At 72.1% G+C, this 19,966-nt stretch carries 15 protein-coding genes and 5 tRNA genes; 10 read left to right on the forward strand and 10 right to left on the reverse strand.

Going from position 1 to position 19,966, the window contains the following annotated elements; genetic code table 11:
* The first annotated feature begins 10 nt into the window (after positions 1-10).
* Complete coding sequence (gene purM, locus IG64_RS32315; RefSeq protein ID WP_037862766.1) at positions 11-1,075, forward strand: phosphoribosylformylglycinamidine cyclo-ligase; 1,065 nt, start codon at positions 11-13, stop codon at positions 1,073-1,075.
* Positions 1,076-1,182: 107 nt separating this feature from the next.
* Here the strand turns inward: purM and IG64_RS32320 are convergent, their stop codons facing one another.
* Positions 1,183-1,437: a DUF3073 domain-containing protein gene (locus IG64_RS32320; RefSeq protein WP_037862768.1), complete on the reverse strand. Its 255-nt coding sequence runs from the start codon at positions 1,435-1,437 to the stop codon at positions 1,183-1,185.
* Positions 1,438-1,767: 330 nt separating this feature from the next.
* The gene (locus IG64_RS32325; RefSeq protein WP_037862771.1) at positions 1,768-2,868 is read right to left on the reverse strand and encodes a Leu/Phe/Val dehydrogenase; all 1,101 of its coding nucleotides are present in this window, start codon (positions 2,866-2,868) and stop codon (positions 1,768-1,770) included.
* A gap of 231 nt (positions 2,869-3,099) precedes the next feature.
* Between IG64_RS32325 and IG64_RS32330 the strand changes: the two genes are divergently transcribed.
* Positions 3,100-4,023, forward strand: coding sequence for a hypothetical protein (locus IG64_RS32330; protein WP_037862774.1), 924 nt, complete (start codon positions 3,100-3,102; stop codon positions 4,021-4,023).
* Between the two features lie 546 nt (positions 4,024-4,569).
* Entirely contained in the window at positions 4,570-4,776 is a 207-nt protein-coding gene (bldC, locus tag IG64_RS32335) for a developmental transcriptional regulator BldC (protein ID WP_003949541.1), read from the forward strand.
* 465 nt (positions 4,777-5,241) lie between these two features.
* On the opposite strand, the gene IG64_RS32340 is transcribed toward bldC, so the two are convergent.
* The 8 genes from IG64_RS32340 to IG64_RS32375 all read right to left on the reverse strand — a co-directional run bounded on the left by IG64_RS32340 (position 5,242) and on the right by IG64_RS32375 (position 13,110).
* Positions 5,242-5,517, reverse strand: a complete 276-nt coding sequence (locus IG64_RS32340) for a DUF6274 family protein (RefSeq protein WP_037862777.1) — start codon at positions 5,515-5,517, stop codon at positions 5,242-5,244.
* Positions 5,518-5,941: 424 nt separating this feature from the next.
* A tRNA-Asp gene (locus tag IG64_RS32345) sits at positions 5,942-6,016 on the reverse strand.
* A 102-nt stretch (positions 6,017-6,118) separates the two neighbouring features.
* Positions 6,119-10,072, reverse strand: coding sequence for an ATP-dependent RNA helicase HrpA (gene hrpA, locus IG64_RS32350; protein ID WP_037862779.1), 3,954 nt, complete (start codon positions 10,070-10,072; stop codon positions 6,119-6,121).
* Between the two features lie 215 nt (positions 10,073-10,287).
* On the reverse strand, positions 10,288-10,956 hold the full coding sequence (locus IG64_RS32355; protein WP_199811693.1) for a histone deacetylase: 669 nt from the start codon (positions 10,954-10,956) through the stop codon (positions 10,288-10,290).
* Between the two features lie 83 nt (positions 10,957-11,039).
* A tRNA-Phe gene (locus IG64_RS32360) sits at positions 11,040-11,113 on the reverse strand.
* 24 nt (positions 11,114-11,137) lie between these two features.
* Positions 11,138-11,212, reverse strand: a tRNA-Asp gene (locus IG64_RS32365).
* A 50-nt stretch (positions 11,213-11,262) separates the two neighbouring features.
* Positions 11,263-11,335, reverse strand: a tRNA-Glu gene (locus IG64_RS32370).
* An 80-nt stretch (positions 11,336-11,415) separates the two neighbouring features.
* Positions 11,416-13,110: a metallophosphoesterase family protein gene (locus IG64_RS32375; RefSeq protein WP_234438683.1), complete on the reverse strand. Its 1,695-nt coding sequence runs from the start codon at positions 13,108-13,110 to the stop codon at positions 11,416-11,418.
* A 115-nt stretch (positions 13,111-13,225) separates the two neighbouring features.
* Between IG64_RS32375 and IG64_RS32380 the strand changes: the two genes are divergently transcribed.
* The 7 genes from IG64_RS32380 (at position 13,226) to IG64_RS32410 (ending at position 19,686) form a co-directional block, all read left to right on the forward strand.
* Positions 13,226-13,576, forward strand: coding sequence for a metallopeptidase family protein (locus IG64_RS32380; RefSeq protein ID WP_037862781.1), 351 nt, complete (start codon positions 13,226-13,228; stop codon positions 13,574-13,576).
* A gap of 83 nt (positions 13,577-13,659) precedes the next feature.
* On the forward strand, positions 13,660-14,211 hold the full coding sequence (locus IG64_RS32385; protein WP_037862783.1) for a hypothetical protein: 552 nt from the start codon (positions 13,660-13,662) through the stop codon (positions 14,209-14,211).
* Between the two features lie 208 nt (positions 14,212-14,419).
* Complete coding sequence (locus IG64_RS32390) at positions 14,420-16,384, forward strand: DEAD/DEAH box helicase (protein ID WP_234438684.1); 1,965 nt, start codon at positions 14,420-14,422, stop codon at positions 16,382-16,384.
* Between the two features lie 92 nt (positions 16,385-16,476).
* Positions 16,477-18,042: an amino acid permease gene (locus IG64_RS32395; RefSeq protein WP_051813568.1), complete on the forward strand. Its 1,566-nt coding sequence runs from the start codon at positions 16,477-16,479 to the stop codon at positions 18,040-18,042.
* A 132-nt stretch (positions 18,043-18,174) separates the two neighbouring features.
* Positions 18,175-18,247: transfer RNA gene (locus IG64_RS32400), tRNA-Lys, on the forward strand.
* Between the two features lie 374 nt (positions 18,248-18,621).
* The gene (locus tag IG64_RS32405; RefSeq protein ID WP_037862811.1) at positions 18,622-19,128 is read left to right on the forward strand and encodes a SigE family RNA polymerase sigma factor; all 507 of its coding nucleotides are present in this window, start codon (positions 18,622-18,624) and stop codon (positions 19,126-19,128) included.
* Between the two features lie 9 nt (positions 19,129-19,137).
* On the forward strand, positions 19,138-19,686 hold the full coding sequence (locus IG64_RS32410) for a hypothetical protein (protein ID WP_063758858.1): 549 nt from the start codon (positions 19,138-19,140) through the stop codon (positions 19,684-19,686).
* The last annotated feature ends 280 nt before the right edge of the window (positions 19,687-19,966 follow it).

Consider the following 19,966-nt stretch of genomic DNA (forward strand, 5'->3'; position numbering starts at 1 on the left):
TCTCATCGTCATGTCTGAGACAACCGGTGCCAGCTACGCAGCGGCGGGCGTCGACATCGAAGCGGGCGACCGCGCCGTCGAGCTGATGAAGGAGTGGGTGAAGAAGACGCAGCGCCCCGAGGTCCTCGGTGGCCTCGGCGGCTTCGCCGGCCTCTTCGACGCCTCCGCCCTCAAGCGCTACGAGCGCCCCCTGCTCGCCTCCGCCACCGACGGCGTCGGCACCAAGGTCGACCTCGCCCGCCGGCTGGGCGTGTACGACACCATCGGCCACGACCTGGTCGCCATGGTCATGGACGACATCGTGGTCTGCGGTGCCGAACCGCTGTTCATGACCGACTACATCTGCGTCGGCAAGGTGCACCCCGAGCGGGTCGCCGCCATCGTCAAGGGCATCGCGGAGGGCTGTGTCCTGGCCGGCTGCGCCCTGGTGGGCGGTGAGACCGCCGAGCACCCCGGTCTGCTCGGCGAGGACGACTTCGACGTCGCCGGCGCCGGTACGGGCGTGGTGGAGGCCGACCGGCTGCTCGGCCCGGACCGCATCCGCGAGGGTGACGCGGTGATCGCCATGGCGTCCTCCGGTCTTCACTCCAACGGGTACTCGCTGGTGCGGCACGTGCTGCTGGAGAGGGCGGGCCTGTCCCTGGACGCGCACGTCGAGGACTTCGGCCGCACCCTCGGTGAGGAGCTGCTGGAGCCGACCAAGATCTACTCGCTGGACTGCCTGGCGCTGACCCGCACCACCGAGGTCCACGCCTTCAGCCACGTCACCGGCGGCGGACTCGCCGCCAACCTGGCCCGTGTGATCCCGGACACCCTGCATGCCGTGGTCGACCGCTCCACCTGGACCCCGGCCCCGGTCTTCGGCCTGGTCGGCCGGACGGGTGACGTGGAGCGGCTGGAGCTGGAGAAGACCCTCAACATGGGCGTCGGCATGATCGCGATCGTGCCGCAGGAGTCGGCGGACGCGGCCCTCACCACCCTGGCCGACCGCGGGGTCGACGCCTGGGTCGCCGGTGAGATCACCGCGCGCGGCGCGCACACCGCGGGAGCGGCCCTGGTGGGCGACCACGCGTGAGGTGTGGGTGAGGACAGCACGAAACCCGGTCCGGCGCTGGAAGCACCGGACCGGGTGAAGTGGAGGACCTTGCGACGCGCGCGGGACGGCAGAGCCGGCCGCTGGTGTCAGGCGCCGCGACGGTGTTGTGAGGAGGAGCCGTCCTGCTCGTCCTCGTCGTCGTCCTCATAGAGGTCGGCGTACCGTGCGTACAGGTCGTCGTCTTGCTCATCGTCCTCGAAATGGTCGCCGTTGGTCGGCGACGGATTCGACGTCGATGCGCCCAGCTCCTCGGCCAGGCGTGAGAGGTCAGTCCCACCGCTGTTGTACTTCAGCTGGCGGGCGACCTTCGTCTGCTTGGCCTTGGCCCGGCCGCGCCCCATGGCTCGACCCCCTCAACGACGGGGCTCAACGGCCCCAGAGTCTGACACGCGTTCATGATCCGGCACGGGCTCTCCGCGGAGAGACCGGTCCGTAGGGCTTCCACGGTACCTGAGCCCGCGGCCATACGGTACGTCGCCCGTAGGACGCGCGTGTGCGCAGTGCCTTCGAGGCGCCCTGTCCTCGCTGGTCAGTGGCGATTTTAACCACTTATCGGCGAGCGACCCGCCGGTGGAAGTGAGAGTTCTCTCCAACTGCCCACCGGCAGGTACCGGTCAGACATCACGCGAGGGGCGCGCCGGCCCCCGCGCGCACGCGGCTCACCGCGCGCGTCACCGCGTGTGCGCGGCGCGCGCCTCCGCCATCCGCTGCTCGGCGATCCGGTCCGCCGCCGCGGCCGGCGGAATCCCGTCCGCCTTCGCACGTGCGAAGATCCCGAGCGTGGTGTCGAAGATCTTCGCGGCCTTCGCCTTGCACCGGTCGAAGTCGAAGCCGTGCAGTTCGTCGGCGACCTGGATGACCCCGCCGGCGTTCACCACGTAGTCCGGCGCGTAGAGGATCCCGCGGTCGGCGAGGTCCTTCTCGACGCCGGGGTGGGCGAGCTGGTTGTTGGCCGCCCCGCACACCACCCCGGCGGTCAGCACCGGCACCGTGTCGTCGTTCAGGGCGCCGCCGAGCGCGCAGGGGGCGTAGATGTCGAGCCCCTCGGTGCGGATCAGCGCGTCGGTGTCGGCGGCCCGGCGCACGGCGGGGTGCGCGGCGACCACGCGGTCCACGGCCTCCTCGCGCACGTCCGTGACCACGACCTCGGCGCCCTCGTCCAGCAGGTGCCCAACGAGGTGGTGCCCGACCTTGCCCACACCCGCGACGCCCACCCTGCGGCCGCGCAGCGTCGGGTCGCCCCACAGGTGCTGGGCCGAGGCCCGCATCCCCTGGTAGACACCGAAGGCGGTCAGCACGGAGGAGTCGCCCGCGCCGCCGTTCTCGGGGGAGCGGCCGGTGGTCCAGCGGCACTCGCGGGCCACGACGTCCATGTCGGCCACGTACGTGCCGACGTCGCACGCGGTGACGTAGCGCCCGCCGAGCGAGGCCACGCACCGCCCGTAGGCGAGCAGCAGCTCCTCGGACTTGACCAGCTCCGGGTCGCCGATGATCACGGCCTTGCCGCCGCCGTGGTCCAGGCCGGCCATGGCGTTCTTGTACGACATCCCGCGGGCGAGGTTCAGCGCGTCGGCGACCGCCTCCTGCTCGCTCGCGTACGGGTAGAAGCGGGTACCGCCGAGGGCGGGCCCCAGGGCGGTGGAGTGGATGGCGATGACGGCCTTGAGGCCGCTGGCGCGGTCCTGACAGAGCACGACCTGTTCATGGCCGCCCTGCTCCGAGCGGAACAGGGTGTGCAGTACGTCAGCGTGCGCGCCGGTTACGTCGGTCACGGTGGTGACTCCCAGGTAAGTAGCGGCGGGTGGTGTGTCGTCCCCGTGCGGGTGGCGGGGCCGTGGCAGGAGACTAGACCCTGACCCCGTCCGCCCGGGGTGCGGTGGTCCGGATCACCCTCCCAAGGAGTACCTTCCTGCCCGCCCATGCGACGATCTGCAGTGGTTTTCCGTCCGTCCGGGCGCGGGCCGGGCGGGTTTCGGGCCCGGTCCGGTGGGGAGGGAGCAGGCGTGCCCAAGGTGTCCTCGGTGGTCGTCCCGTACGCGGCCTATCTGCGCGTCTACGAGCCGCTGGCCGCCTTCCCGGAGCCGGAGCGCAGCCACTGGGCGCGCTACGCCCGCCGTCCGGGCCGCCCCTCCTACCAGGACGAACTGCGCCGCTCGCTGGCCGACCTGCTGCCCACCCCGCCGGTGGTGGTCCCGGTGCACGAGAGCCGGGACGCGTTCGTGCTCGACGTCGACGGGGTGGTCTGCGTCTGCCCCTGGCGCACCCGGCTGCGCGGCTGGCAGGCGCTGGACGATCTCGCCGAGGAGCTTCCGGCGGTGGTCCTGGACGCGGTGCTGCCCCCGGTCGTACGGCGTCAGGCCGCCCAGGACTACGAGCGCTGGCTGGCCCGCAACCCGGACGCCCGCCCCTGGATCCGCACGGCGACCTGGCAGGTGCCGCTGAACTGGTTCGTGCTCGTCTCCGACGAGGAGCGGGAGTACGTCCGGGGCGTGGGGGCCGCCGCGGCCGGTGCGGCGGGCAAGGGCGGCGGCGACTCGGCCGCCGGGGAGGGGCTCGGCGCCGCGGGCGGCCTCGGGGACGAGCCGCCCTCGCTGCGGTACCGGACGCCGATGGTGCAGGCCCGGCGGCGGGTGGCGCGGGGCCTGCGCGCGCTGCGGGACGCCGTCGACGAGGGCCCGCTGGTCGACGGCCTGGTGGACGTCGGCCGCTGGCTGGAGGAGTTCCACCCGCGCTCCCTGGTGGAGCTGGACTACGGCGGACTGGTGCACGTACTGCCGGCCGGCGAGCTGGAGGGCGACCATTCGGCGGCCGACGTGGCCGAGGGGATCGAGGCGCTGCGCCAGGGCGACGGAACGGCTGCGGCGGAGGCCTACGGGCGGCTCGTGGAGCGCTGGCGCGGGGTGCGGGAGCGACGCTCGGCCAACTGACGATGTGGTGACGATTCGTCAGTGAGTGATCTGCGTCACGGCTCGAACGGCGTCGAACAGCGTACGGTCAAGCGTCCTTTGCGGAGCTGAGGGGACATAGGGACCCGATCCGGGCGTATGTGTCAAGGGTGATGGACTGCACTTACCAGACCCTTGCCTTGCTTGCCCCTCCTCATGCCAAAATAGGACAAGGAGTCCGGGGAGGGCTCCTTCCGCCCGCTTATGCTCCATGTTGGGCGGAATCTCAGCATTGCACGCTTTGGGGGGTCTGGTGACTTCCTGATCGCCCTGTGACTGATCGTCACAGTGGTGTGACTGTCCGCTATGGCATGGTCCATCGGCTTCCGTCGCTGATGAACACCTGGGAGGGCAATTCCATCGGTTTGGCCGACGCGGCTGGACAGATGGTGTAGTTGTAGTGCCGAGGACAAGCCGTTCGTCCTATAACCGACTCGACTCGCGTCCGCCATTTCGGGCAACGCGGGTCAAGGTGCAGAATTTAGAGGAAAGAACCGAGAAGGTTCGGTTCTCCCGAGGAGGCCGCTCATGACCGCTCGCACCCCTGATGCCGAGCCGCTGCTGACCCCGGCTGAGGTCGCCACCATGTTCCGCGTCGACCCGAAGACGGTCACGCGCTGGGCGAAGGCCGGCAAGCTCACGTCGATCCGCACGCTCGGCGGGCACCGCCGCTACCGCGAGGCCGAGGTCCGCGCTCTGCTCGCGGGCATCCCGCAGCAGCGCAGCGAGGCCTGAACAACTCCATAACCGGGCAAACCGGCTGGTCCCCCAACCGGCCAGGATGCCCGAACCCCTAGCTCCAAGCGACGCGGGTCCTGCCCCAACAGGCCCCACGCCCAAGCCGTCAGAGCTTCGCAGGCAAGTGAACAGGGTGCGTCGTCGATCGCGCTGGACTCCGCCGGGTCCAGCGCGATCTTTTTTGTGCGCTCGGCGGGGGCCGGCGGGTGACTCTGTGAGCGGGCTTGTCCGAGCCTGGGGAGGGGTGTCGGATCCCCTGTGAACAACCGTGAAGACCAGTGCAATTGCACATATTAAATTGACTGCGTGTAGGAGAGGTGTAAGGGGAGGGCTTTCAAAAACTCGTGCGGTGACACCCGTCACATGGCGCGATGCTTGTTGCCTGCCGCTGCCGTGCGCTAAAGGAGGTTGCGCTTCCATCGGCCCCTGCAGACACGGGAGTTCGGGATCCGGGTGGCGCGCTCACGTGGTCGACGGCTGCTCCCCGTCCACGGTCTCCGGCACGTCCAGGACCCCGAGCGGCTCCCGGGCCGTCACAGCGCCGCTCAGCGCCCCCTGTCCGGCGCACGGCGCCTGGGGGGCGGCCGCGGCCGGGACGGGGCGGGGGGCGGCCTCCATCGCCAGCCGCAGCAGGCGGTGGCAGGCGGGACAGCGACTGGTGAGATGGCCGTACGACGAGGCGGCCGCGAGGTGCGCGCGGAGCAGCGCCCGCGTCTCGTGCCTGGCCGATGCCGCCATACGCCACCTCCAGCGGGCCGCGCCCGAACGGGCCCTGCTTCTGGGGTACCGAGGGAATGTGACGCCGTCAAGGGACCGGGAGCGGACGGAGGGACCGGCACGCGAGAGGCCGCGGGCGCGGCCGGTGCGCGTCCTTGGGTGGGAGCCCGGCCGGCCTCGGTGGGTGAGGTGGGGGGCGGCGTGGCGTGGGTTCGTGTGCTGGTGTCGGGGGACGGGGGTCGGGCATGGGAAAGGCCCGCGTCCGTTGCCGGATGCGGGCCTTCACTTGCGGTCCTGACGGGATTTGCTGTGTCCGACGGCGGCTGCCGCCGCGGGCGCGGCCGGTGCGCGTCCTCGGGCGGGGGCCCGGCCGGCCTCGGTGGGTGAGATCGGGGGCGGGTACGGGAAAGGCCCGCGTCCGTTGCCGAATGCGGGCCTTCACTTGCGGTCCTGACGGGATTTGAACCCGCGGCCTCCACCTTGACAGGGTGGCGAGCACTCCAAACTGCTCCACAGGACCTGGTTTCGCGGCGCTGATCTTGCGTTGCGCTGCGAGAAGAGACTCTACAGGAGGCGGGCCGCCTGGTCGAACTCACTCAGGGTGCCGGTTCCGTCACCACGGTCACGGGGCCGCCGCGTCGATCGCCTTCACGATCCTCTTGTCCGAGACGGGGTACGCCGTGCCCAGGGCGTGGGCGAAGTAGCTGACCCGCAGTTCCTCGAGCATCCAGCGGATGTCCCGCACCTGCTGCGGCACCGGCCGGCCCTGCGGCATCTGCTCCAGCAGCCACGCGTACTCGTCGCGCATCTCCCGGACCTTCTCCATGCGCGTCGTGTCCCGCTGGACATTGGTCGGCATCTGCTGGAGCCGCCGGTCCGCGGCGACCAGATAGCGCATCAGGTCGGGCAGCCGCCGTATCCCCGCCTCCGTGACGAAGCCCGGCTTCACCAACGCGTCCAACTGCTGCCGTACGTCCGCCAGGTTCGCCAGCAGCGCGGGGCTCCGCACGGCCTTCAGACGGCGCTCGCAGGCCTGCCAGGCGGCCAGCACCTGCTGGACCTGGCCCACGGTCCGTACGGTCAGGTCCACGATCTCCGACCGGACCTTGTCGTAGAGCTTGCGGTACGACTCCTCGTCCCAGACCGGCCCGCCGAAGTCCGCGATCAGCCGGTCCGCCGCCGCCGTCGCGCAGTCCTCGAACAGGGCCTGGACCGAACCGTGCGGATTGGCCGACAGGCCGAGCTTCTGCTGGTTCGTCAGGTGATCACTGGCGTATTTCGCCGGGCTCACCGGGATGTTGCGCAGGATCAGCCGGCGCGTGCCCTTCCACATGGCCTCGGCCTGCTCGGCCTCGGTGTCGAAGAGCCGTACCGAGACGGTGTCCGCCGCCGGCCCGTCGTCGACGAGGGCCGGGTACGCCTTCACCGGCTGACCGGCCCTGCGGGTCTCGAAGACCCGGGTGAGCGAGCCGATCGTCCAGTCGGTCAGCCCGCTGCGCTCCAGCGACTCGCCTCCGGCGCGCTCGGCGGTCGCCGCCGCGGCCTGCGAGAGGGCCTTGCGCGCCTTCGGTCTGAGGCTGAGCTTCAGCGCCTCCAGGTCCTTGTCCTCGGCCAGCTTGCGGCGCCGCTCGTCGACGATCCGGAAGGTGATCTTCAGATGGTCGGGGACCTTGGCCCAGTCGAAGTCCTCGGCCTCGAACGGCACGCCGACCATGCGCCTCAGCTCACGCGCCATCGTGACCGTCAGCGGCTCCTGGAGGGGCACCGCCCGCTCCAGGAACGCCTTCGCGTAGTTCGGCGCGGGCACGTAGTGGCGGCGGACCGGCTTGGGCAGCGAGCGGATCAGCTCGGTCACGACCTCCTCGCGCAGGCCCGGGATCTGCCAGTCGAAGCCCTCGTCGGTGACCTGGTTGAGCACCTGGAGCGGGATGTGGACGGTCACACCGTCCGCGTCCGCGCCCGGCTCGAACTGGTACGTCACCCGGAACTTCAGGTTCCGCTGGCGCCACGAGTCGGGGTAGTCGGCCTTGGTGACCGCCTGGGCCGACTCCCGGACGAGCATCTCCCGCTCGAAGTCCAGGAAGTCCGGCTGCTCGTGCCGCTTGTGCTTCCACCAGGAGTCGAAGTGGGCACCGGAGACGACGTGTTCGGGCACCCGCTGGTCGTAGAAGTCGAACAGCGTCTCGTCGTCGACGACGATGTCCCGGCGCCGCGCCCGGTGCTCCAGCTCCTCGACCTCGCTCAGCAGCCTGCGGTTGTCGGCGAAGAACTTGTGGTGCGTGCGCCAGTCGCCCTCGACCAGCGCGTTGCGGATGAACAGCTCCCGGCTGGCCTCGGGGTCGATCCGGCCGTAGTTGACCTTCCGCTGGGCGACGATCGGCACGCCGTACAGCGTCACCTTCTCGTACGCCACCACCGCGGCCTGGTCCTTCTCCCAGTGCGGTTCGCTGTACGTCCGCTTCAGCAGGTGTCCGGCGAGCGGCTCGACCCACTCGGGCTCGATCTTCGCGTTGACCCGCGCCCACAGCCGCGACGTCTCGACGAGTTCGGCGGACATCACGAAACGCGGTGTCTTCTTGAAGAGGGCCGAACCCGGGAAGATCGCGAACTTGGCGTTGCGGGCGCCCAGGTACTCGTTCTTGGCGCCGTCCTTCACGTCCTTCATGCCGATGTGCGAGAGCAGACCCGCCAGCAGGGAGACGTGGACGCGGTCGCCCGGGGCGTCCTCCTCGTTGAGGTGGATGCCCATCTGCTTGGCCACCGTGCGCAGCTGGGAGTAGATGTCCTGCCATTCGCGGATGCGCAGGAAGTTCAGGTACTCCTGCTTGCACATGCGGCGGAAGGACGAGGAGCCGCGCTCCTTCTGCTGCTCCCGCAGGTAGCGCCAGAGGTTGAGGAAGGCCAGGAAGTCGCTGGTCTCGTCCCGGAAGCGGGCGTGCTGCTGGTCGGCCTGCGCCTGCTTGTCGGCGGGGCGCTCGCGCGGGTCCTGGATGGACAGCGCGGCGGCGATCACCATGACCTCGCGCGCACAGCCGTTCTTGTCGGCCTCCAGGACCATGCGGGCCAGCCGGGGGTCGACGGGCAGCTGGGCCAGCTTGCGGCCGGTCTGCGTGAGCCGCTTGCGCGGATCCTTCTGCGCCGGGTCGAGCGCCCCCAGCTCCTGGAGCAGCTGCACGCCGTCGCGGATGTTGCGGTGGTCCGGCGGGTCGATGAAGGGGAACTTCTCGATGTCCCCGAGGCCGGCCGCGGTCATCTGCAGGATCACCGAGGCGAGGTTGGTGCGCAGGATCTCCGCGTCGGTGAACTCCGGCCGCGCCAGGAAGTCGTCCTCGCTGTAGAGCCGGATGCACACGCCGTCCGACGTACGGCCGCAGCGGCCCTTGCGCTGGTTGGCGCTGGCCTGCGAGACCGGCTCGATGGGCAGCCGCTGCACCTTGGTGCGGTGGCTGTAGCGGGAGATCCGGGCGAAGCCGGGGTCGATGACGTACTTGATGCCGGGGACCGTCAGCGACGTCTCCGCGACGTTGGTGGCCAGCACGATCCGGCGGCCGGTGTGCGGCTGGAAGACGCGGTGCTGCTCGGCGTGCGAGAGCCGCGCGTACAGCGGCAGCACCTCCGTGGACCTGTACTGCTTCTTGGTGAGGGCGTCGGCGGTGTCCCGGATCTCCCGCTCACCGGAGAGGAACACGAGGATGTCCCCCGGGCCCTCGGCCATCAGTTCCTCGACGGCGTCGGTGATCGCGGTGATCTGGTCCCGGTCGGCGTCCTCGGAGTCCTCTTCGAGGAGCGGCCGGTACCGCACCTCCACGGGGTACGTCCGGCCGCTGACCTCGACGATCGGCGCGTCACCGAAGTGGCGCGAGAAACGCTCGGGGTCGATGGTCGCCGAGGTGATGACGACCTTCAGGTCGGGACGCTTGGGCAGCAGCTGGGCCAGGTAGCCGAGCAGGAAGTCGATGTTCAGGGACCGCTCGTGGGCCTCGTCGATGATGATCGTGTCGTAGGCGCGCAGCTCGCGGTCGGTCTGGATCTCGGCGAGCAGGATGCCGTCCGTCATCAGCTTCACGAAGGTGGCGTCCGGGTCCACCTGGTCGGTGAAGCGGACCTTCCAGCCGACGGCCTCGCCGAGCGGAGTGCGCAGCTCGTCGGCGACGCGCTCGGCCACGGTGCGGGCCGCGATCCGGCGCGGCTGGGTGTGCCCGATCATGCCGCGCACGCCCCGGCCCAGCTCCATGCAGATCTTCGGGATCTGCGTGGTCTTACCGGATCCGGTCTCACCGGCGACGATGACGACCTGGTGGTCGCGGATGGCCGCCGCGATCTCGTCCTTCTTCTGGCTGACCGGCAGTTGCTCTGGGTAGGTGACCGCGGGCACACGGGCGCGCCGGTCGGCCATGCGGTGCGCGGCCTTGTCGGCCTCGGCCTCGATCTCGGCGAGGACGGCGGCGCGCGCCTCGGGCTTGCGGATCTTGCGCGCGCCTTCGAGTCTGCGCCCGAGCCGGTGCGCGTCACGCAGCGACAGCTCGGTCAGACGGGCGGCGAGAGAGCCCAGGGCGGGGGCGGGATGCGTAGACATACGCATCCCAGGATCTCACCTCGGGGAAATCTCGCGCGAATGATTTGACCGGGCCGGGCCCGGCGGGGCTGCCGGGCCTGCGGACCCCGGTGACGGCGGGCGCGGTGAGAGGGGAAAAGACGGGGGCGCGGCGGCGGTGGGGTGGCTCGCGGTGGTCGCCCGGCGTCGCGGCCGGGAGCGGCTCGCGGTGGCGGCGAGGGGCGGGGGCGGCGGGGTCACCCCCCGGGACGCAGCAGGTCCGCGACGGCCGGTTGCGACCAGTGTCCCGTCGCGCCGGGGCAGGCGGCGATGTAGGAGGCGACGGCGTCGGTGTCCCAGACACCGGCCGACAGCAGCCCGCCGCCCAGGAAGCGGACGTAGGGGGCGGACGGCGGGTTCCAGGGCACGTCGTCCAGGCCCCAGGGCGCGGTGAACGTGAGGACGGGCAGGCCGTCCACCTGGCCGGGGCAGACGAGCGTCTCGTAGCGGCCCCGGCCCAGCACGGCCCGGCCGCTGCTGAGCACGTCCGTCAGGCCGAGCCGTCCGCCGGGCTCCCGGTACATCTCCTGGGCGGCGATGTCGGAGAACTGTTCGGCCGACAGCAGGTGCGCCCTGGCCAGGACCCGGCCCTGGACGCGGGGGTCGTAGAAGGCCCGGCCGCCGCCCCACACCGGTGACTCGGTGGCGAAGTACAGGGCGCCGGTCAGTTCGACGGGGACCGAGCGGGCGGGCATCCGGGGGTCGCGGCACCCGGGGGTGGCTCTGGCGGCCCCGGGAGGACGGCCGCCGCGCAGGTAGAAGGCGAGCCGGCCGAGGTCCATGTTCGAGCCGTAGGAGGTGTACCAGACCTGCTCCGGGGCGGCGTCGGCCGGCAAGGTCGGGTCGATGGGGTGCAGGGCTTTCACACCGGTCGGGGCTCCTCGCGCACGAACGAGCCCCCCTCCGAGATGACTCGGAGAGGGGCTCGATGCCCTGGTGGGGGCGGTTGTGGCTGGGGCCGGGGTCGAACCGGCGACCTATCGCTTTTCAGGCGATCGCTCGTACCAACTGAGCTACCCAGCCACGAGGTTTCACGTGAAACCTCAGCGGTCCTGACGGGATTTGAACCCGCGGCCTCCACCTTGACAGGGTGGCGAGCACTCCAAACTGCTCCACAGGACCATGTGGCGGTATGTGTACCGACGAGAGTCAGTCTTACACACCGTACTGCGTGCCCCCAACGGGATTCGAACCCGTGCTACCGCCTTGAAAGGGCGGCGTCCTAGGCCGCTAGACGATGAGGGCTATCGGCCCGCCTGGGCGCTTCTCAGCGCGTCGGGGACGTGAGAAGCATATGGGATGGCGGGGGGTATCGCCAAAACCGTTCACGAGCCCGAGGGGGAGCGGGCCGGGAGCGGCGGAGACGTGGCGGGAGAAGGCGGTGCCGACGGGGTGGGAGAGGCGCCCGGGCGGTTGTCCTCGGCCAGGTGGCGGCTGACCTCCGCCGTCGTCTGGCCCAGGCCGCCCAGCCTGATCGCGTCCCAGGCCTGCAGGCGGCGGCTGTCCCGGTCGAAGTAGAGGACCGACGCCTCGACCGGGGCGGGGTGCTCGTGCTCGACCGCGCGCAGCCCGCTGCCGCCGGTGGAGCCCTCCATGCGCAGCCGGGTGCCGTACTTGAGGATCTCCGTGCCCTCGTGGTGCAGGTGGCCGCACAGGACCAGCGGCACCGCGCCGTCGGTCTCGCGGGCCGCCACCGGTTCGTGGGCGACGGCGATGTCGACGGGTGTGCCCCTGGACTGCTGGTCGCGCAGGGAGGAGGCGAGGCGGGCCCCCGCCAGCCGTTCGGCCGCGTCGCCGCCGGGCGCGGCCGCACGGTCGGGCGTGAACTGCGGGTCGCCGATGCCCGCGAAGCGCAGGCCCGCCACCGTCTCGGCCCGGCCGTCGTCCAGCACGTGCACGTTCTTCATGCGCTCCAGGCGGTGCTGGGTGGCCGTCGAGTCGTGGTTGCCGCGCACCCAGACGTAGGGCACGCCCAGATCGCCCACCGGGTCCAGGAAGCCGTTCTCCGCCGCCGTGCCGTGGTCCATCGTGTCGCCGGAGTCGACGATCACGTCCACCTTGTACTCCCGCACGAGCGAGGCGATGATCTTCCAGCTCGCCGGGTTGAGGTGGATGTCGGACACGTGCAGGACGCGCAGGGTCGTCGGGTCCGGCTGGTAGGCGGGGAGCGTGGAGGTGACGTCGTAGAGCTTGGTCACGTTCGTCACCAGGCGGGCCAGTTCCCTCTGGTAGACGTCGAACTCGGTGACGATGCTGCGCGCGTTGCCCACCAGCGAGGGCGCCGAGGAGAGCAGCCCGGAGAACCGGGGCTCCAGCACCGACTTCGGGTTCCAGGTGGCGTAGGCGGTGGCCCCGGACGCGGCGAGCAGGGTCAGGGCCAGCCCGCCCGCCGCCAGGGCGCGGCGCGGGCGGCGGTAGACGGCCAGGCCGAGGGCCGTGGCGCCGAAGACCACCGCGACGCAGGACCGCACGGCCAGGTCGAGGGTGCCGTGTTCGACGTCGTGCACCACCTCGTCCTGGAGGCCGGAGAGCCGTTCGGGGTGGTCCACGAGGGCCTGGGCGCGTTCCGGGTCGAGCCGGTCGACGTTCACGTCGAGGCGTACGGGGGCGGTGTGGCTGTCCAGGCCGAGGGCGCCCAGCGGCGCGATGTCGATCTTCGTGCCGCCGCTCAGGGAGGGGCGCAGGGCCATCGTCGTGTTCACAGGGCCGACCGGGACCCGTACGTTGCCGACGATCAGCAGGCCGAGCCAGGCGCCGGCGACCACGACGGCCACCAGACCCAGGGCGCGGACCCAGGGGTGCGGTTCGGGGGTGAGGGCGAGGGGGCGCGGCTCCTCGCGGGAGCGCACTGCCCGGCGGGAGCGCACTGCCCCGCGCGAGGACAGCGCCCTGCGGGAGCGCACGGTCCTGCGGCCGGTGTCCCCGTCGCGGGTGGTGCCGCGCGGGGCACCGCCGGGGCGGGTCCCGTCCCGGCGCGGGCGTTTCAGGAGGTTCAGGTCGGCGAGGCGGACGCGAGCCATTGGGCGCGTATGCCCGCCGGGGGCGCCGGACATGCGTGTTCCGCAGGGGGACCGGGCGGCCCCAGGGGGCGGGCGGACGGGGTGCCGGACGGGCCGGGTGCCGGACAATGGGGCTGTGCTGGAGATGACGCGCGAGGAGTTCGAGGAACTGGTCGCCGAGGCCCTCGACCGGATCCCGCCGGAGCTGACGCGGCTGATGGACAACGTGGCGGTGTTCGTCGAGGACGAACCGCCCGCCGACGATCCCGAGCTGCTCGGGCTGTACGAGGGCACGCCGCTGACCGAGCGCGGGGAGTGGTACGCGGGCGTGCTGCCCGACCGGATCACGGTCTACCGGGGGCCGACGCTGCGGATGTGCGAGAGCCGGGAGGACGTGGTCGCGGAGACCGAGGTGACGGTGGTGCACGAGATCGCCCACCACTTCGGGATCGGTGACGCCCGGCTGCACGCCCTGGGCTACGGCTGAGGACCGGCCGGGGAGACCGGCGTGTCCTCTTGCGGGCGCGAGGAGTTGGGCACGGCGACTTCTCCCTCCCGGAGGTGGCTCCCGTGCGCCCCTTGTACGTATCCGTCCGTCTCGCCGCCGCGGTCGCCGCACTGGCCGCCACCGCCGGGTGCGTGAGCGTGGGGGAGGACTCCGGCGGCGGGGCCCGGCCGTCGCACTCCGCGCAGCGGGGCGGCGGTGAGGCCGCGGACGGCGGCGCGGTGGTGTCCGGCGGTGTCGCGGACCGGGCCGGCGGTGCCGGCGACGGCAGGCACGGGGGGCGCGGGAGGAAGGACGCGGGCGCGCCGAGCGGGTCGCCGTCGGGCTCGGCCCCGCCCTCGGCCGCCCCGAGCGCGTCGGCCGTGGCGCCGGCCGGGCCGGGCAAGCCGCCCCAGGCGGGTGACCCGACGCCGACGGAGGTGGTGCCCGTGCCGCCGCAGACCTCCGCGCCGCCGCAGGAGCCGCCGCCCTCGACGCCCACGGCCCCGGCCTCGCCCGACCCGACACCGGCCGAGCCGTCGTCCTCGGCGCACGAGGGTCCGGGGCCGCAGCTGGAGCGGTGGGAACCGGCGCCCGAGCCGGGCAGGCTGCGCCGCCCCGCCGGTGCACGGTCCTGACCTGCGCTTACGGCGTCGGTTTGCCTTGAGGGGTGGTAGGTGCGTATGGTGGTAGATCGTTTGATCCCATTTGCCCGGCGCCCACGCAGAGCGCGCCGTGTGGCGCGTACTCTCCTTTGCCGTGGCGGACCGCATCGAGGCGGTCGTGGTGCGAAACACGGAGTTGACGGGCGCGTGCCGACGAGACTCCGGAAGGTTTCGCATTCGCATGTCCATTGCCAGTACTGATCACGTCGTCGTGCCCGAGAGCACCGAGGACGCCCCCGAGAACCTGACCGGCCGGCAGACCCCGGCCGTCGAGGAGGTCACCGGGGCGGCCGAGGACCGCACCGAGCAGGCCCCCGAGATCACCTTCGCCGACCTCGGTCTGCCCGAGGGCGTCGTGCGCAAGCTCGCGCAGAACGGCGTGACCACCCCCTTCCCGATCCAGGCCGCGACCATCCCGGACGCCCTGGCCGGCAAGGACATCCTGGGCCGGGGCCGCACCGGCTCCGGCAAGACCCTCTCCTTCGGTCTGCCGACCCTGGCCACCCTGGCCGGCGGCCGCACCCAGAAGCACAAGCCGCGCGCCGTCATCCTCACCCCGACCCGTGAGCTGGCGATGCAGGTCGCCGACGCGCTCCAGCCCTACGGCGACGTCCTCGGCCTGAAGATGAAGGTCGTCTGCGGCGGTACGTCCATGGGCAACCAGATCTACGCCCTGGAGAAGGGCGTCGACATCCTCGTCGCCACCCCGGGCCGGCTGCGCGACATCATCAACCGCGGCGCCTGCTCCCTGGAGGACGTGCGGATCGCCGTCCTCGACGAGGCCGACCAGATGTCCGACCTGGGCTTCCTGCCCGAGGTCACCGAGCTGCTGGACCAGGTCCCGGCGGGCGGTCAGCGGATGCTCTTCTCCGCCACCATGGAGAACGAGATCAAGACCCTCGTCGACCGCTACCTGACCGACCCGGTCCACCACGAGGTGGACGCGGCGCAGGGCGCGGTGACGACCATGTCGCACCACATCCTGGTCGTGAAGCCCAAGGACAAGGCGCCGGTCACCTCCGCGATCGCCTCCCGCAAGGGCCGCACCATCATCTTCGTGCGCACGCAGCTCGGCGCGGACCGCGTGGCCGAGCAGCTGCGCGACGCCGGTGTGAAGGCCGACGCGCTGCACGGCGGCATGACCCAGGGCGCCCGCACCCGCACCCTGGCCGACTTCAAGGACGGTTACGTCAACGTCCTGGTCGCCACGGACGTCGCCGCGCGCGGCATCCACGTCGACGGCATCGACCTGGTGCTGAACGTGGACCCGGCCGGTGACCACAAGGACTACCTGCACCGCGCCGGCCGCACGGCCCGCGCCGGCCGCACCGGCACGGTCGTCTCCCTTTCCCTGCCGCACCAGCGGCGTCAGATCTTCCGGCTGATGGAGGACGCGGGCGTCGACGCCACGCGCCACATCATCCAGGGCGGCGCGGCCTTCGAGCCGGAGGTCGCCGAGATCACCGGTGCCCGGTCGATGACCGAGGTCCAGGCCGAGTCCGCGGGCAACGCCGCGCAGCAGGCCGAGCGCGAGGTCGCCCAGCTCACCAAGGAGCTGGAGCGCGCCCAGCGGCGTGCCACCGAGCTGCGCGAGGAGGCGGACCGGCTGGTCGCCCGGGTCGCCCGCGAGCGCGGCGAGGACCCGGAGGCGGCGGTGGCCGAGGCGCAGGCCGTGGCCGAGCGGACCGCCGAGGTGTCGCTGCCGGAGCAGTCCGCGGCGCAGGACGCCGACCGGGCGGAGCACGCCGGACGGGGCGAGCGCGAGGAGCGTACGGCGGGTTCGTCGTCGTACGACCGCCGCGAGCGCCGCGACGACCGGGGTGACCGGGGCGAGCGCGGTTTCCGGCGGGACGACCGCGAGCGTTCCTTCGACCGGGACCGTGACCGTGGTGGCCGTTCGTTCGAGCGGCGTGAGGACCGGGGCGGTTTCCGCCGCGACGACCGGGACCGTTCCTTCGGCGGCGACCGGGACCGTGGTGACCGCGCTCCCCGCTCCTTCGAGCGGCGTGACGACCGGGGCGGTTTCCGCCGCGACGACCGGGACCGTTCCTTCGGCGGCGACCGGGACCGTGGTGACCGCGCTCCCCGCTCCTTCGAGCCAGCCTGTGAGCTGAGGCGCAACGGCGGACAGCCTGTTGCGAGCTGATCCGAGAGGGCCCGTACGACACCCGTCGTACGGGCCCTTTCGAGTTGCCGCGTGATGCATGTCACACCCCCGGGAGGGGAATTGCTGGGGGCATGACAGATGACGAGGGTGCCGCCGGAGCGCCGGCGCCGATGCCAGGGAACGCCGGGCCGTCGGACGAGGAGCGGCTGGCCCAGCTCGGCTACACGCAGGTCCTCGCCCGCCGCATGTCGGCCTTCGCCAACTACGCGGTCTCCTTCACGATCATCTCCGTCCTGTCCGGCTGCCTGACGCTGTACCTCTTCGGGATGAACACCGGCGGCCCGGCCGTGATCACCTGGGGCTGGGTGGGCGTGGGCCTGATGACGCTGTTCGTCGGCCTGTCGATGGCCGAGATCTGCTCGGCGTACCCGACCTCCGCGGGCCTGTACTTCTGGGCGCACCGGCTGGCGCCACCGCGCTCGGCGGCCGCCTGGGCCTGGTTCACGGGCTGGTTCAACGTCCTGGGACAGGTGGCGGTGACCGCCGGGATCGACTTCGGCGCGGCGTCCTTCCTCGGGGCCTACCTCAACCTCCAGTTCGGCTTCCGGGTCACCCCGGGCCGCACGGTCCTGCTCTTCGCGGCGATCCTGCTCCTGCACGGCCTGCTGAACACCTTCGGCGTGCGCATCGTCGCCTTCCTCAACAGCGTCAGCGTGTGGTGGCACGTGCTGGGTGTGGCGCTGATCGTCGCCGCGCTGGCCTTCGTGCCCGACCGCCACCGCTCGACGTCCTTCGTCCTCACCCACTACGTGAACAACACCGGCTGGGGCAGCGGGGTGTACGTCGTGCTGCTCGGCCTGCTGATGGCGCAGTACACCTTCACCGGCTACGACGCCTCGGCCCACATGACGGAGGAGACCCGGGACGCGTCCACGGCCGGCCCGAAGGGCATCGTCCGTTCCATCTGGACCTCCTGGATAGCCGGTTTCGTCCTGCTGCTCGGCTTCACCTACGCCATCCAGGACTACGGCCGCGAGCTGGACTCCCCGAGCGGCGCGCCGCCCGCGCAGATCCTCCTGGACGCCCTCGGCGCGAGCGCGGGCAAGCTGCTGCTGCTCGTGGTGATCGGCGCGCAGTTGTTCTGCGGCATGGCGTCCGTGACGGCCAACAGCCGCATGATCTACGCCTTCTCGCGCGACGGCGCGCTGCCCTTCTCCCGCCTGTGGCACACGGTCGGCCCGCGCACCCGCACCCCCGTGGCCGCGGTGTGGCTGGCCGCGCTCGGCGCGCTGGTCCTCGGCCTGCCCTACCTGATCAACGAGACCGCGTACGCCGCCGTGACCTCGATCGCGGTGATCGGCCTCTACATCGCCTACGTCATCCCCACCCTGCTGCGGGTGCGCAAGGGCGACGCCTTCGAGCGGGGCCCCTGGCACCTGGGCCGCTGGTCGCGGCCGATCGGGATCGTGGCGGTGGTCTGGGTCGGCGTCATCACCGTCCTCTTCATGCTGCCCCAGGTCTCCCCGGTCACCTGGCAGACCTTCAACTACGCCCCGGCCGCCGTCCTGGTCGTCCTCGGCTTCGCCGCGCTGTGGTGGTTCGCCTCGGCCCGCCACTGGTTCCTCGACCCGGCCCGCGCCGACCGCCGCCCCCGCCACGGCACCACCACCCCGCCACCGCCCGTCCGGCAGCGCTGAACGCCCTTTGGCCCCGGGCGCCCCACGAGCCCGCCCGCGCGCCGCCCGTACGCCACACTTCCGGCCGCGCCGCCCGATACCCGATCGGCGACGCGGCCTCCTACGGCTATGCTCAGGGATGCAACATCGCCCGGGCCCTTAGCTCAATTGGCAGAGCAGTGGACTTTTAATCCATTGGTTGTGGGTTCGAGTCCCACAGGGCCTACCGGCCGGACCCCAGCTCAGAGCACCGATGAGCTGGGGTCCCGTCCGTTCTGACGGGGTGCCGGCTACCGCTTGCCGGGCCGTGGCCGGACCGAGGACCGGGCACGCGAACGGGGCCGGGGCAGTGGCAGCCGCTGAACGGCGATCTCCTCCGCCTGGCCATGCCGCGCGCGGTCGTCGCGGGCAACGGCTGATCGACGGCCGTGGGGCACGGTCAGGCCTCGCTGCGGCCACCCTTCCAGCGGCCGTTCCCGCCCGATGAGTCACCGGGCCGCAGCCGCAGTGATCCGGATCACAGCGGATCGGTGCATAGAACGGCGCCTGCCACAGTCTTTCCCCGGGTGTAGGCGACCGGCGGGAACGGGGACGGTGTGGATGCGGCAGGCTCAGGGCGGTGAGTTCGACGAGTTCGTGGCGGCCCGCTGGTCGGTCCTGCTCCATCTCGCCCGGCTGCTCACCGGCGGTGACCGGCACCGGGCCGAGGACCTCGTGCAGGAGTCGCTCGTCAAACTCTGGTTCGTGTGGCCGAAAGTGGCCCATGAGGCGCCCGAGGCGTACGTACGCACGGTGATGGCGCGCGCGGCGGCCCGCTCGGCGCGACGGCGCTGGTGGGGGGAGCGTCCCGTCGACCAGGTGCCCGAGCTGCCGGAGGCGGGGGACGTGTCCGCGACCGTCGCGGAGCGCTCGCGCCTGGAAGCGGCGCTGGCCCGGCTGCCGGCGCGGCAGCGGGCGGTGGTGGTGCTGCGCTACTACCAGGACCTCTCCGAGAGCCAGGTGGCGGACGCGCTGGGCTGCCCGGTGGGCACCGCCAGGTCGCACGCCGCGCGCGGAGTGGCCCGTCTGCGGCAGCTCCTGGACGACGTCAGCGAGCCGGTGGGCTGAAGGAGAGACATGGACCACTTCGAACGGCAGTTGACGCGGATGATGCGCGCCGCCGAGGAGCACACTCCCTTCGAGGCCCGGCACCGCGAGCGCCTGTGGGCGGGGGTGCGGGCCCGCCGCCGGGCCCGGGCGGCGCAACGGGCCGTCGGGTCGCTGCTCGCGGTCGCCGGTGTCGGCGTCGGGGTCTTCCTGCTGCCCGGCACCCGCGCCGGCGTCGAGCCCGCCGCGCCCGTGCCGCGCCCGGCCTCCAGCCCGCTGCCCTCGCCTTCCTTCCAGGGGACGTCACCGGCACCGGGCTTCACCCCGGGCGGCCCGTCCTCTCCGCCGCCGACGGGCCGGACCGCCTCGACGTCCCCCGCCGGGCCGCCGGGCGCGGCGGAGACGACCGAGGCGACGGGAGGGACGCGGAAGGCAGGGAGCGGGACGGCCGGGACGGAGACGACCGGGACGGGCGGCGCGCGGGGCCCGGCCGGGAGTCCCCCACCGGCCACGTACGCCCCGCCCTCGCGGACCATGCCTCCGCCCAGCGCTTCGTCCCGCACCGGGCCGCCCGGCTAGGAGCTGCGAACAGAATGGGAGTCCGATCAGCTCGCGGCGTCCGCGAGCGTGCGTGCCGGGCATCGAGAGCCGGGCGCCCATCGTGTTCGCAGCTCTGAGTGCTGCGACCGGGAAGGTTCACCGGCTCGCGACGCCCGGCAGACCTTCCCGGCCGCAGCACGTGGCCGACCCGCCCGGCCGCCCCGGCCCCCTCCTTCGCGACCGCCACACCCCACCGGTCCCGCGCGATCCCGCTCCCGTCCGCTCCCAGCCCTGCCGGCCCACCCGCCCCGCCCCGACC

It is taken from the genome of Streptomyces sp. NRRL S-340, from assembly GCF_000720185.1.
Taxonomy (GTDB): Bacteria; Actinomycetota; Actinomycetes; order Streptomycetales; family Streptomycetaceae; genus Streptomyces.